Origin of the sequence: Ciceribacter lividus (assembly GCF_003337715.1) — a bacterium.
GTDB lineage: Bacteria > Pseudomonadota > Alphaproteobacteria > Rhizobiales > Rhizobiaceae > Allorhizobium > Allorhizobium lividum.
Window position 1 is genome coordinate 1 of record NZ_QPIX01000010.1, and the last position, 13,054, is coordinate 13,054.

Genomic DNA, 13,054 nt, shown 5'->3' on the forward strand with positions numbered 1-13,054 from the left:
ATGGCAGGCGCGGAAAGCAGCGAGGAAGTGGAAGCGGCGAGAAGGGCGGCGAATACTGCGATGTAGGTCTTCATTGGTCAGTCCTCCGTGTTGAAGATGGGATTATGTATATTCAACACTGGCTGACGGTTGCCTGACCGGTATCTGACGGGAAGCTGACGGGGACAAGAAAAGCGCCCCGCAACGAAAAAAGCCGCCGGATCGCTCCGGCGGCCGTTTGACGTGATCTGGACAGCCGTCAGCTCGCCATGCGCATCTGTTGTGCGACGCGCTGCAGGCCGTAGCCCTGGCTGCCGGAGACCTTGAAGCTGCGGATGAGGGTCAGCAGCTCTTCGGTGTCGTTGGCGAGCGCCTCGGCCGATGCGGTGGTTTCCTCGGCCATGGCGGCGTTGTGCTGGGTCGCCGCGTCGAGCTGGTTCATCGCCGACGAGATCGAACGCAGCGTTGTGTCCTGTTCGACCGCCGAATGGGCGATCTTCGAGACGATGTCGCTCGCCGTCTTGATCTGGTAGGAGATCCGCTTCAGCGCCTCGCCGGCCTGGCCGACGAGCTGCACGCCGTTCTGCACCTGGCCGGTCGAATGCGAGATCTGGTCCTTGATCTCCTTCGCCGCGGCGGCCGAACGCTGGGCGAGTTCGCGCACTTCCTGGGCGACGACGGCAAAGCCCTTGCCGCTTTCGCCGGCACGTGCTGCCTCGACGCCTGCGTTGAGCGCCAGCAGGTTGGTCTGGAAGGCGATCTCGTCGATGACGCCGATGATCTTGCCGATCTCGATCGAGGACTTCTCGATGCCGCTCATCGCGTTGATCGCCTCGGCGACGACGGCGTCCGAGCGGGATGCTTCGCTGGAGACCGTATTGACCCGCTTGGCGGCCTCCTGTGCACCGTCTGCCGTTTGGCGGACGGCGACGGTAAGCTCGTCGAGGGCTGCCGAGGTTTCCTCGAGGTTGGCGGCCTGCCGCTCGGTGCGCTGGGAGAGTTCGTTGGAGGCACGACGGATTTCCTCCTTCGAGCCGCCGATGTCGACGCCCTTGGCGTTCACCTTCGACATCGCCGCTTCGAGATGCGAGAGCGCTTCGTTGAAGTTGTCGCGAAGCGTCGCGTATTTCGGGCCGAGATCACCGCAGCGGATGGTCAGGTCACCGCCGGCAAGCTCTTCCAGGGCCACGCCGATCGTCGCGACGACGTGTGCCTGCTGCTCGCTTTCCCGATGCTGCAGGGCGGCGTTCTGCTGCCGCTCGCTGTCGAGCTCGCGGTCCTGTGCCTCCTGACGCTCGGCCATGGCATGGCGCTCGCGCACCTTGTCCTGCAGTGAAAGCGTGGCCTTGGCCATCATGCCGACCTCGTTGCGCATGTCGGTATGCGGGATCGTAACCGTGACATTCTCGTCGGCGACGGCTTCCAGCGCGTCGTGGATGGCCGTGAGCGGCCTTGTAATGCCGCGGATCACGAAGAACGCTGCGGCAGAACCGAGACCGAAGACGGCCATACCGATGAACAGAGCGTCCATCACGCTCTTCATGACCGTTGCATCGAGATCGTCCAGATAGGCGCCGGTGCCGATCATCAGGCCCCAGGGTTCGAATGTGGTCGAATAGGCGGCCTTGGGGGAGAGCTGGTTCTCGGCCATGCCCGGCTTCGGCCATTCATAGGTGGTCCAGCCGCCGCCCTGGCGGGCCTTCTGCACCATTTCGACAAGGAACTTGTTGCCCGACTTGTCGGTCACATTGGCGAAATTCTTGCCGATGCCCTTTCCATCGAGATAGATCACGCGGTTGACGTCGTAGTCGTAACCGAAGATGTAGCCGTCGGGCTCGTAGCGCATCTTGGCGACGACGTCGTAGGCCTGCGCCTTGGCTTCCTCGGTCGTCAGCTCGCCCTTCACCTCGAGGTCGTGATAGCGCTTGAGAACCGAGACCGCTGCCTCGGTCTGTGTCCGCAGCATCTCGTAACGCTCGCTGTAGATTGCGTCACTCGATGCGCGGATCTGAAAAAAGGTGGCGATAGCGAAGGCGAGCATCAGCCCGCCGATCAGCACCATAAGTTGGCTGGAAATTCTAAGGTTCTTCATCGTGCCTCTCAGACAGGGGCCGGTTCCGCTGCCTGGATGGGGATTGCAGCTTCGACCGACGGTCAGTCGGCGCCTCCTGCGCCCGTCATGTGCTGCATCGCACTCGATATCGACAAATATCGATGTAACTATGAAATTTCCCCTAATTCGCGACGGACTTATACCTTTGGATGATCAACGTGTTGCATCGGGTTTCCGGAAGGCTGGAAAGCAATGCGCCCGGACGGCTGTCCGGGCGCATTTGTCCGCAGTCGCTGCGGCGGATGCCCTTCAACCTGGATCGTGCGGTTGTGGGGCGGGGGATCTCGTAGCAGGCGTCAGGGCAGCCTGAGTTCGAAACCCGACGTGTCGAGCATGGCAGGTCCGGTCGTGGTTGCGGCGCCGGCCTCACCGCCGACGGCAGCCGTGGTGGCTGTCACGTCGATGCCGACGTCGCTTCCGCGGTCCTCGCCCGGTATGGCGGCGGTGACGATCGAGCCGTTCGTTGCCCATCCGTCGGCCTTGTTGACGAAGACGACGGGGGAGCCGCCCATCCAGGCTTCGGTGCGGATGAGCTTGCGTTCGCCGTCCACGTCCCTGATTTCCGCCTTCTGTTCTCCGGCGGGAAGCGTCGGCACGACATAGGCGTTCTTCTTGACGGCGGCCGGCGGCGGGCAATCCTGACAGTGCATCACCTCGACGCTGTGGCTCTCCGCGCGCGGAACGGCGTGGATGACTTCGACGGACGATGCCATGGCCGGGCCGGTGGCCAGGATGGCGGCTGCGGTCAGGATCAGACGACGCATGGTACAAGCACTCCCCGAGCTGTTATCGGGGAGGCTAGACCGGCTTTGTTGATATCCGGTCAGGAGGAATGGTAAATATTGACCGAATTTCGCGTTTTCCGTCCTGAAAACCGCGAAATGGATCAGTTCTTCTCGCGTGCGATCGCCCGCCAGCCGATGTCGCGGCGGCAGAAGCCGTTTTCCCACGCCACCTGGTCCACCAGCGCATAGGCCCGCGCCTGCGCCTCGGCGACCGTCCTGCCGGTCGCCGTCGCGTTCAGCACGCGCCCGCCGGTCGCAACGAGCTTTCCGTCCTTCAGCGCCGTGCCGGCATGGAACACCTTGGCGCCAGCCGTCTCCGCGGGCATGGCTTCGATCGGCGTGTTCTTGTCGTAGGCGCCGGGATAGCCCTTCGAAGCCAGCACCACGGTGAGCGCCGGATCGTCGATCCATTCGACCGAGACCTGGTCGAGCGTGCCGGTCGCGGTGGCGTAAAGCAGCGGCAGCAGGTCGCTCTTCAGCCGCATCATCAGCACCTGGCATTCGGGATCGCCGAAACGGACATTGTATTCGATCAGTTCCGGTCCGTTCGCGGTGATCATCAGGCCGGCGAAGAAGACGCCGCTGAAGGGCGTGCCCATCTCGGCCATGCCGCGCATGGTCGGCTCGATGATCTCCTTCATCGTGCGCTCGACCATTTCGGGCGTCATCACCGGGGCCGGCGAATAGGCACCCATGCCGCCGGTGTTCGGGCCCGTGTCGCCGTCGCCGACACGCTTGTGGTCCTGGGCAGTGGCGAGCGGAAGCGCGTGCTTGCCGTCGCAGAGGCAGAAGAAGCTCGCTTCCTCGCCGTCGAGGAAGGCCTCGACCACGACCTCGGCGCCGGCTGTGCCGAAAGCGCCCTCGAAGCAGTCGTCGATCGCCGCCAGCGCCTCGTCGAGCGTCATCGCAACCGTCACGCCCTTGCCGGCGGCGAGCTCGTCCGCCTTGATGACGATCGGCGCGCCCTGGGCCCGGACATAGGCCTTCGCCTTCGGCGCATTGTTGAAGCGCTGATAGGCGCCGGTCGGAATATCGAAGCGGGCACAGAGATCCTTGGTGAAGCCTTTCGAGCCTTCGAGCTGGGCGGCGGCGGCGGACGGCCCGAAGACGGCGATGCCGGCGGCGCGGAGCACGTCGGCAAGTCCCGCCACCAGCGGCGCTTCCGGTCCGACGACGACGAAGTCGATCGCCTTCTCCTTGCAGAAGGCGGTGACGGCGCCATGATCGTCGATGTCGAGGGCGACGAGCACCGCATGCTCGGCGATGCCCGGATTGCCGGGTGCGGCGTAGAAGGCCTCCATCAGCGGCGACTGCGCCAGCTTCCATGCCAGCGCATGTTCGCGCCCGCCCGACCCGATCAACAGAACCTTCATCGCTCGTCTCCGAAATCCTTTGATAGCCGGGCGTTAAGGGCAGGGGGGCGAAAGGTCAAGCATCCACGTCCCGGTGGCGGTAGATTTCGCGTTTCCTTGACGGTTGAAGCCAATGTACGTATAAATACATACATTGGAGGCGAGCCTTGAACAGTGGCGATGTGATCAGGCGACTGCAGGTGGAGGGCTGGCTTGAGGTTGCGCAGAAAGGCAGCCACAAGCACTTCAAGCATCCGACCAAGCCCGGACGCGTGACGGTGCCACATCCGAAACGGGATATTCCGGTCGGCACGCTTCGCTCGATCTGTCGGCAGGCCGGCTGGGAGTGGCCGCCAAGGTGACAGCGATGATACAGGGACATTGAAAATGCAGATAGTTGCGCTGGTACATAGAGAGGACGGCAGCTACGGGCTCTCTTTTCCCGATCTTCCGGGGTGTGTTTCGGCGGCGACCTCGCTGGACGAGCTTCTGCTGGACGGCAAGGAGGCGCTTGATCTTCACATCGAGGCAATGCTCCGGGATGGTGAGGAGCTTCCGGAGTTCCGTAGCCTGCAGCAACTGCAGGCCGAGCCTGCCTTCGGGGAGGACTTCGCCACAGCCGAACTCGTGACGCTTCTGCCTGTGGATATTCCTGGCCGCTCCGTGAAGGTCACGATCACGATGGAAGAACACTTGCTGGCCCGGCTGAACAAGGCAGCCGAGCGGCAGGGCTATACTCGCTCCGGCTTCATTGCCGAGGCCGTGAGGCGGAAACTGGCAAGCTAGCGAGGCTTGCATTGCCGCATTCCCTCGCTATGGTCCCGCCTCCATCGAGACGAGACGGAAGACCCATGGCCGACGACATCAAATCCATTTCCGCGATCATCGCCGCCGAGATCAGTGCACGCCCCGACCAGGTGGTGGCGGCCGTCGGCCTGCTGGACGAAGGCGCGACGGTGCCCTTCATCGCGCGCTACCGCAAGGAAGTGACCGGCGGCCTCGACGACACCCAGCTGCGCAACCTTTCCGAACGGCTGATCTACCTGCGGGAGCTCGCCGCGCGTCGCAAGGCGATCGTCGAGTCGATCTCCTCGCAGGGCAAGATGACTGACGAGCTTGCCGTGAAGATCGCAGGCGTCGCCACCAAGGCCGAGCTGGAGGACATTTATCTCCCCTACAAGCCGAAGCGCCGCACGCGCGCCGAAATCGCCCGCGAACGCGGCCTGGCGCCGCTCGCCGAAGCGATATGGGCGGACCGCACGGCCGATCCGGCGAAGCTCGCCGAAGCCTATCTCGGCGACGAGGTGCCGGACGTGAAGGCGGCGCTCGAGGGCGCGCGTGACATCGTCGCCGAAGGGATCGCCGAGAACGCCGACCTGCTCGGCCGGCTGCGCAACGACCTCAAGGACCGGGCGCTGCTCTATTCGAAGGTGGTCGAGGGCAAGGAACAGGCGGGCGAGAAATTCGCCGACTATTTCGATCATTCCGAACGCTGGGCGACGGTTCCCGGCCACCGGGCGCTCGCCATGCTGCGCGGCTGGAACGAGGAAGTGCTGACGCTCGCAATCGAGGCTGATCGCGACGACCCGTCGCCGGTCAAACCGGCGCAACGGATGATCGCTGCCGCCTTCGCCATTGCCGACAAGGGCCCCGCTGATCGCTGGCTGATGGAGGTCGCCGGCTGGACCTGGCGGGTGAAGCTGTCGATGTCGCTCTCCCTCGATCTCATGCGCGAACTCCGCGAGCGGGCTGAGGAAGAGGCGATCCACGTCTTTGCCCGTAACCTGAAGGATCTGCTGCTCGCTGCACCCGCCGGCTCGCGCGCGACCATGGGGCTCGATCCGGGCATCCGCACCGGCGTGAAGGTCGCTGTCGTCGACGGCACCGGCAAGGTCGTCGACACCACCACCGTCTACCCGTTCCCGCCGAAGAACGACGTTCGCGGCACGCAGGCGGAGCTGGCGAGCCTCATCCGCAAGCACAAGGTCGAGCTGATCGCCATCGGCAACGGCACCGGCAGCCGCGAGACGGAGAAACTGGTCGCCGACATGCTCGCCCAGATGCCGGCGCCGAAGCCGACCAAGGTGATCGTTTCCGAGGCGGGCGCCTCGGTCTATTCGGCCTCCGAGACGGCGGCGCGGGAGTTCCCGAACCTCGACGTTTCGCTGCGCGGTGCCGTCTCGATTGCGCGCCGCCTGCAGGACCCGCTCGCCGAACTGGTGAAGATCGAGCCGAAGTCGATCGGTGTCGGCCAGTACCAGCACGACGTCGACCAGGCGAAGCTCGGCCGCTCGCTCGACGCCGTGGTCGAAGACGCGGTGAACGCCGTCGGCGTCGACTTGAACACAGCTTCCGCGCCGCTGCTCGCGCGCGTTTCGGGCCTCTCCAATTCGATCGCCGAGGCGATCGTTTCCCACCGCGACGAGACCGGCCCGTTTGAGAGCCGAAAGGAACTTCTCAAGGTGTCCCGTCTCGGTGCGCGCACCTTCGAACAATGCGCCGGCTTCCTGCGCATCCCGAACGGCAAGGAGCCGCTCGATGCCTCCTCCGTCCACCCGGAGGCCTATGGCGTGGCAAAGAAGATCGTCGCCGCCTGCGGCCGCGACCTGCGCACGCTGATGGGCGACAGCGCCACCTTGCGAAACCTTGACCCGCGGACCTTCATCGACGAGCAGTTCGGCCTGCCGACCGTCAAGGACATCATCGCCGAGCTCGAAAAGCCCGGCCGCGACCCGCGTCCGAGCTTCAGGACCGCGACCTTCGCCGAGGGCGTAGACGAGATCACCGACCTGAAGCCCGGCATGCTGCTCGAGGGAACGGTGACGAACGTCGCCGCCTTCGGCGCCTTCGTCGATATCGGCGTGCACCAGGACGGCCTCGTCCACGTCTCCCAGCTCGCCGACCGTTTCGTCAAGGATCCGCATGAGGTGGTGAAGGCCGGCGACGTCGTGAAGGTCCGTGTCGTCGAAGTCGACGTCAAGCGCAAGCGCATCGCGCTCACCATGCGCAAGGACGGAGGCGAGGCGCCGCCGCCGTCTGCCCGTGACAACCGCGGATCGGGCCCGTCGCGTCCCGGCGGCGGCAAGCCGCAGACCCGGCAGGAGGCACGCCCCCAACAGGGCAGCCTCGGCGCAGCACTGGCGGAAGCCTTCCGCAAGAAGTGAGGCAGAGGGCGGCGCAAAGGTGCCGCCCGTCCCCGGCTTCAAGAAATATGAAGCATCGATAATAATCTCGCGCTTGTCCAAGCCGATAAAAGCGTTAGATTTTTTCTCGTTTCATATTCGTTGATAGCAGATTGGGGGCATGGAATGACCTCGAAGCTTGAGGGATTACTGAATCGCATAATCAGAACCGGTACACTGACCGCTACCACCGCAGACGGGCAATCCAGGACGTACGGAGACGGGACGGGCGAACCGGTCGCCATCCGCTTCACCGACGAGAAGGCCGAGGACGAACTCGTCGATGATCCGCAGCTGAAGCTCGGCGAAATCTACATGGACGGCCGCATGGTCATGGACGCGGGGGACATCTACGATCTCCTCGCGCTCGTGAAATCCAACACGCTTGCCGAGGACTTGAGTTTCGGCATGATCTGGCGCGGGGTAGCCCGGCTGGCGCTCACCCGCCTGCAGCGCCTCCTTCCCGTCAACCACAACCGGCGCAACGTTGCGCATCATTACGACCTCTCGGCCAAGCTCTTCGACCTCTTCCTCGACGCCGACTGGCAATATTCCTGCGCCTATTTCGAAACGCCGGAGACTTCGCTGGAAGAGGCTCAGGTCGCCAAGAAACGCCACATCGCCGCCAAGCTGCTGCTCGGCGAAGGTCAGCGCGTGCTGGAAATCGGCTCCGGCTGGGGCGGCATGGCGATGTATCTCGCCGAATCCTCCGGCGTCGACGTGACCGGCATCACGCTGTCCACGGAACAGCTGCGCGTCTCGCGTGAACGGGCCGAGAAGCGCGGGCTCTCCTCCCGCGTCCGCTTCGAGCTGCAGGACTATCGCACGATGAAGGCGAAGCCCTTCGACCGCATCGTCTCGGTCGGCATGTTCGAGCATGTCGGCCCCTCCAATTACGGCCGGTTCTTCCGCAAGGCGGCCGAGCTGCTGGACAAGGACGGGGTCATGCTGCTGCATTCGATCGGCCAACCGACACCGCCGCTCGTCAACAATGCCTTCTTCGAGAAGTACATCTTCCCGGGAGGTTACATTCCCTCGCTCGCCGAGGTGCTGCCGGCGGTCGAGAAGGCGGGTCTCTTCATCCGTGACATCGAGATCATGCCGCGCCACTACGCCCGCACCCTGCGGCACTGGCGGGAGCGGTTCCTCGCTCGCAAGGAGGAGGCGGTCCGGCTCTATGACGAGCGGTTTTTCCGCATGTGGGAATTCTATCTCGCCGGTTCGGAGATGGCGTTCACGCATCAGGGCTTTTTCATCTTCCACATGCAGATCGTCAGGAACACGTTCGCGGTTCCCGACACGCGCGGCTACATGGCCGAACGCGAGGCGACCCTCGCGGACTTCGACGCCGCCCGTCCTCCCTTGGAGAAGGTGATGTACTGAGGAGGACGGCCGGGCCGCCATCCCGTAAACAGCCCAGTGCCGGCCGACGCACCGCCGGCCGGCACGGGGAAGGGCAGGGAGTGTGCGAACGGCGGAGCGCTCTTGTTTCCTTCCGCCGGGCTTTGGTTTATCAATCCGGCATGAACACGTTCGCCGACAATACCGGGCGCGTCGCGGATGCGCCCTCCGACAACTGGGTCTACCGCATCCTGCCGCGCGCAGCCTGGCCCTATGCACAGCTTGCGCGCTGGGACCGGCCGATCGGCTGGCAGCTCCTGATGTGGCCCTGCTTCTGGTCGTCGGCGCTCGCCGCCAACGTCCTGCAGGCGGAGGGGCGGCTGAGCGTCTCGCTCTTCGTCTTCCACCTCGCGCTCTTCTTCATCGGTTCGGTCGCGATGCGCGGGGCAGGCTGCACCTATAACGACCTCGTCGACCACGAGATCGACATGGCGGTCGCCCGCACCCGGTCGCGCCCGCTCCCCTCCGGCCGCGTCAGCCGCCTGCAGGCGAAGCTCTTCATGGCGGCGCAGGCTTTCACCGGTCTTTTCGTCCTCCTGTGCTTCAACGGCTTTGCGATCGGCCTCGGGGTGCTTTCGCTTGCGGTGGTCGCGATCTATCCCTTCGCCAAGCGCTTTACCGACTGGCCGCAGTTCTTCCTCGGGCTCGCCTTCTCCTGGGGCGGATTGATGGGTTGGGCCGGGCTCTTCGGATCGCTGTCGCTGCCGGCGGTGCTGCTTTACGCCGCCGCCGTCGCCTGGACGATCGGCTACGACACCATCTACGCCCATCAGGACAAGGAGGACGATGCGCTGATCGGCGTGCGCTCCACCGCCCGGCTCTTCGGCGAAAATACCCGCGCCTGGCTCGTCGGCCTCTACGGCCTGACCCTTCTCCTGCTTGCCGCCGCCTTCTTCGCGGCCGGGGCCGGTTTCCTCGCCTTCGTCGGCCTCCTCGTTGCGGGCGGTATGCTCGCCTACCAGATCGCCGTGCTCGACATCGACGATGCGGCACAGTGCCTCGCGCTCTTCAAGTCCAACAGCCGGGTCGGCGCGATCATCTTCATCGGGCTCCTTGCCGCGCTACCCTTCGCCTGACGGGAGTCGCTGGCCCGAAACGAAACAGGCCCCGTATCGTGACGAGCGGGGCCTTGTGTCCGGGCGGTTGCCTGATTGTCTCGAAAAGAACCGGATGACCGGTCCTTCGCTCAGTTGCGGGCGATGATTTCCTTACCGGAGATCTTCATGGCCACGCCGAGGCTGCCGGTCGAGCGGCGGACCAGGAAGCGCGGGCGGCGCTGGGCGAAATAGGAATGGCGGCGGCGCGGCTGGGTGGCGCGGGCCTTGACGTCCCCGAGATGCTCTTCGAGCGGGCGGGCAACGCCGTCGGCCTCGACCATCAGCATCGGGATCCGGAAGGCGTCCGCCCATCCGCGCCAGTCGGCCGCGATATCGCAGAGGTCGTGTGCCACCAAAAGCGGGATGCACAGGTCCGGATCGTCGTGATGCAGTTCCAAGGTTACCGTTACCTCTCCGTCTCCATGGTCGATTGCCCGCGCTGCAACGCCCTTGAAAGCGCGAGCCGGCAGGGCGAAGGAGAGCGGCAATCCGCTCGAAGGCAAGACCTTTCGCAGAATGGCGCCGCGTTCGTCAATGGTGATCGTGACATCGCCGGCCGCTTCGCGCAATGCGTAAGTGATCTGATGCGGGAAACGGGACGGATCCAGTCTCAGCGTCGCACCTGCCCAGGCAGGCTTCATAACCGTGTTCGTCATCATCATTCTACCCTTGTTCTACCTCGAGAGCCGTCATGGCCATCGCTTCGGGACTTTGCGTCCTCTGATCGGGAAGATAGTCGCACCCCCTTCCGGGCAACTTAAAAATTGCGGTTAAGAAAACTTTGCATCCTCAGATGGTTAGCGAAGTCCAACGGCTCAGGGTTTCGAGAACGTGAACGCAAGTGGCCGCCTGTGTGCGCCTAAAGCCCGGGGCAAGGCTCGGCAGGCATGGTGGCCGCGCCAGTGTTCTCGTCCGGGAGTTGCGCCGTGGTTTCCACCTATCTCAGCTACGACCTCGTCACCAGGGATCTGAAGTCGAGTCTCAACCGTGTCGCCTCGGATGCCGAGACGGAGCGGCTCGCCGCCTATTACAAGGACAACATCGACAAGGTGACGTCGGTCGACGAGTTCCTCGACGACTACCGGCTCTACAGCTATGCGATGAAGGCCTACGGCCTCGAAGACATGACCTATGCCAAGGCCTTCATGAAGAAGGTGCTTGAAAGCGACCTCAACGATTCCGAGAGCTATGCGAACAAGCTCACCGACGAGCGCTACCGGAATTTCGCGCTCGCCTTCCAGTTCGTCGGGCAGATCAAGGATGTCCAGACGGATGCGCAGGAAACGGCGATCATCGACGGATACAAACAGGCCCAGGTCGATCTCGCCGGGGACGTCGAAACGGAGACGAAATACTACGAGACGGCGATCGATACCGTCACCAGTGCGGACCAGCTGGTCAAGTCGAAGCGCCTCTTCGATTATGTCCTCGAAGCCTACGGCATCGACCGCGGCTATTATACCAACGACCACTTCGTCAAAATCCTGACGAGCGACACGTCCGACCCGAACAGCTACGTCAACCAACTGGTCGCCAACAACGCCGCCAACTCGGCCGCATTTCTCAAGATGGCACAGGCATTCAATTTCAATGCCGACGGAAGCCTTTCGGCTGCAACCGCCCAGACGGCGGACCAGAAGGAAGCGACCGTCTACCTCTATGTCGACGGAACACAGAACTATGTGTCCGAATACACGCTCGCGCGGGAGAAAAAGTATTACGCCGCCAAGATGGCGACCATCACCTCGGTCACCGAACTCACCTCGGATCCGCGCCTCTTCGACTACGTGAAGACGGCCTTCCAGTTCGACGCCACCATGACCTCGTCGGTTTTCAAGTCGATCGTCACCAGCGATCTCACCGACCCGAACAATTATGCCGTCACCAACGGCGGCGCGGCCTGGGTGGCGGTCGCCCAGAAGTTCAACTTCGACACGTCTGGCAACGTCAAGGCCGGCTACGCCGCCCAGCAGGACGTCCAGCTCATCGAGACGAATTCGGCCTATGCCGAGTTCTACGACGACAAGGACGTCGAGCGGATGAACAGCATGATCGACTATTACAAGAAGAAGCTCTCCGATCTCACCGACGTCGACGTCCTGCTCGGCAATGCGGCGCTGCGCCCGATCCTGCTCAAGCCCTTCGGCATCGAGGCCGGTGAATTCACCGACGCCGAACTGCGCAAGGTTCTGACCAGCGACGCCACCGATCCGACGAGTTATGCCAACAGGTCGCGGGACGAGCGTCTGGTGAAACTCGCCGAGGCTTTCAATTTCGACGGTAACGGCGATGCCGACGTGCCTCTTCTCGCACAGAACCAGCTGACCATCACCCGTACGGCGAAGGACTATATCGTCAACAAGATCCGCTTCCTCGAGGGTGACGACAAGACGAAGGCGAAGACCGCTGCCCAGGAGGAGACCACGTACTATCAGGAGAAGATCCAGAGCATTCGCACCGTCGGCGATCTCCTAGCCGACCGGCGGGTCATGGATGTCGTGCTCGGTGCCTACGGCTTCGATCCGGCCAACGTGTCCAACGACTTCCTGAAGCAGATCTTCTCGTCCGACCTCGAGGACAAGAAGAGTTTCGTCAACCAGCAGACGGACGAGAACTGGGCCGAGCTCCTGGCCTCCTTCAACTTCGATGGCGACGGCAATCTGACGCGCGAGACCGTCGGGACCGTGCAGCAGCGCGGTACGGCGCTCGAAACCGCCCACAAGTACCTGCGGCAGAGTCTCGAAGAGAGTGAAGGCGAGAGCAACGAGGGTGTGCGCCTTGCCCTCTATTTCGAGCGGATGGCGCCGACGCTCACCGACGCCTACGGGCTGATTGCCGACAGCGCGCTGCTTGAGGTCTTCCGTGTGACCTACGGCTTCTCCTCCGAGTTCTCCAGCATGGATGTCGACGTGCAGGCGAAGATCGTCAAGAAGAACCTGGATCTCTCCGAGATGCAGGATCCCGACAAGGTCAAGCGTCTGCTGCAGCGCTTCACCGCCATGTACGACATGGAGAATTCCACGACCGATCCGGTGCTCGGGGTTTTCGGCGACGGCAGCGCCGGCATCAGCGGCGATCTCCTGATGTCTCTCGCTGCCTTGAGGCCCGCCTGATCCCAGCTTCGGGTCGCGCGCCGCCTGTGGTG

At 63.6% G+C, this 13,054-nt stretch carries 10 protein-coding genes; 6 read left to right on the plus strand and 4 right to left on the minus strand.

What is annotated here, in order from left to right; translation table 11 throughout:
• Positions 1-238: 238 nt before the first annotated feature.
• The 3 genes from DFR48_RS16800 to purD all read right to left on the minus strand — a co-directional run bounded on the left by DFR48_RS16800 (position 239) and on the right by purD (position 4,250).
• Complete coding sequence (locus DFR48_RS16800) at positions 239-2,071, minus strand: methyl-accepting chemotaxis protein (RefSeq protein WP_114364374.1); 1,833 nt, start codon at positions 2,069-2,071, stop codon at positions 239-241.
• Between the two features lie 317 nt (positions 2,072-2,388).
• Positions 2,389-2,856, minus strand: coding sequence for a plant virulence effector HPE1-like domain-containing protein (locus tag DFR48_RS16805; RefSeq protein ID WP_114364375.1), 468 nt, complete (start codon positions 2,854-2,856; stop codon positions 2,389-2,391).
• A 122-nt stretch (positions 2,857-2,978) separates the two neighbouring features.
• On the minus strand, positions 2,979-4,250 hold the full coding sequence (purD, locus tag DFR48_RS16810; RefSeq protein WP_114364376.1) for a phosphoribosylamine--glycine ligase: 1,272 nt from the start codon (positions 4,248-4,250) through the stop codon (positions 2,979-2,981).
• A gap of 146 nt (positions 4,251-4,396) precedes the next feature.
• On the opposite strand from purD, the gene DFR48_RS16815 reads away from it, so the two are divergent.
• The 5 genes from DFR48_RS16815 to ubiA all read left to right on the plus strand — a co-directional run bounded on the left by DFR48_RS16815 (position 4,397) and on the right by ubiA (position 9,888).
• Positions 4,397-4,591: a type II toxin-antitoxin system HicA family toxin gene (locus DFR48_RS16815; RefSeq protein WP_114364377.1), complete on the plus strand. Its 195-nt coding sequence runs from the start codon at positions 4,397-4,399 to the stop codon at positions 4,589-4,591.
• 25 nt (positions 4,592-4,616) lie between these two features.
• Positions 4,617-5,015 (plus strand): type II toxin-antitoxin system HicB family antitoxin, encoded by a 399-nt coding sequence (locus tag DFR48_RS16820; RefSeq protein ID WP_114364378.1) that lies wholly within the window; start codon positions 4,617-4,619, stop codon positions 5,013-5,015.
• 65 nt (positions 5,016-5,080) lie between these two features.
• On the plus strand, positions 5,081-7,393 hold the full coding sequence (locus DFR48_RS16825; protein WP_114364379.1) for a Tex family protein: 2,313 nt from the start codon (positions 5,081-5,083) through the stop codon (positions 7,391-7,393).
• A 144-nt stretch (positions 7,394-7,537) separates the two neighbouring features.
• Positions 7,538-8,794, plus strand: a complete 1,257-nt coding sequence (locus DFR48_RS16830; RefSeq protein ID WP_114364380.1) for a cyclopropane fatty acid synthase — start codon at positions 7,538-7,540, stop codon at positions 8,792-8,794.
• 140 nt (positions 8,795-8,934) lie between these two features.
• Positions 8,935-9,888: a 4-hydroxybenzoate octaprenyltransferase gene (gene ubiA, locus DFR48_RS16835; RefSeq protein ID WP_114364554.1), complete on the plus strand. Its 954-nt coding sequence runs from the start codon at positions 8,935-8,937 to the stop codon at positions 9,886-9,888.
• 110 nt (positions 9,889-9,998) lie between these two features.
• On the opposite strand, the gene DFR48_RS16840 is transcribed toward ubiA, so the two are convergent.
• Positions 9,999-10,565: a DUF6101 family protein gene (locus tag DFR48_RS16840; RefSeq protein ID WP_112691608.1), complete on the minus strand. Its 567-nt coding sequence runs from the start codon at positions 10,563-10,565 to the stop codon at positions 9,999-10,001.
• 270 nt (positions 10,566-10,835) lie between these two features.
• On the opposite strand from DFR48_RS16840, the gene DFR48_RS16845 reads away from it, so the two are divergent.
• The gene (locus tag DFR48_RS16845; protein WP_170141911.1) at positions 10,836-13,022 is read left to right on the plus strand and encodes a DUF1217 domain-containing protein; all 2,187 of its coding nucleotides are present in this window, start codon (positions 10,836-10,838) and stop codon (positions 13,020-13,022) included.
• The last annotated feature ends 32 nt before the right edge of the window (positions 13,023-13,054 follow it).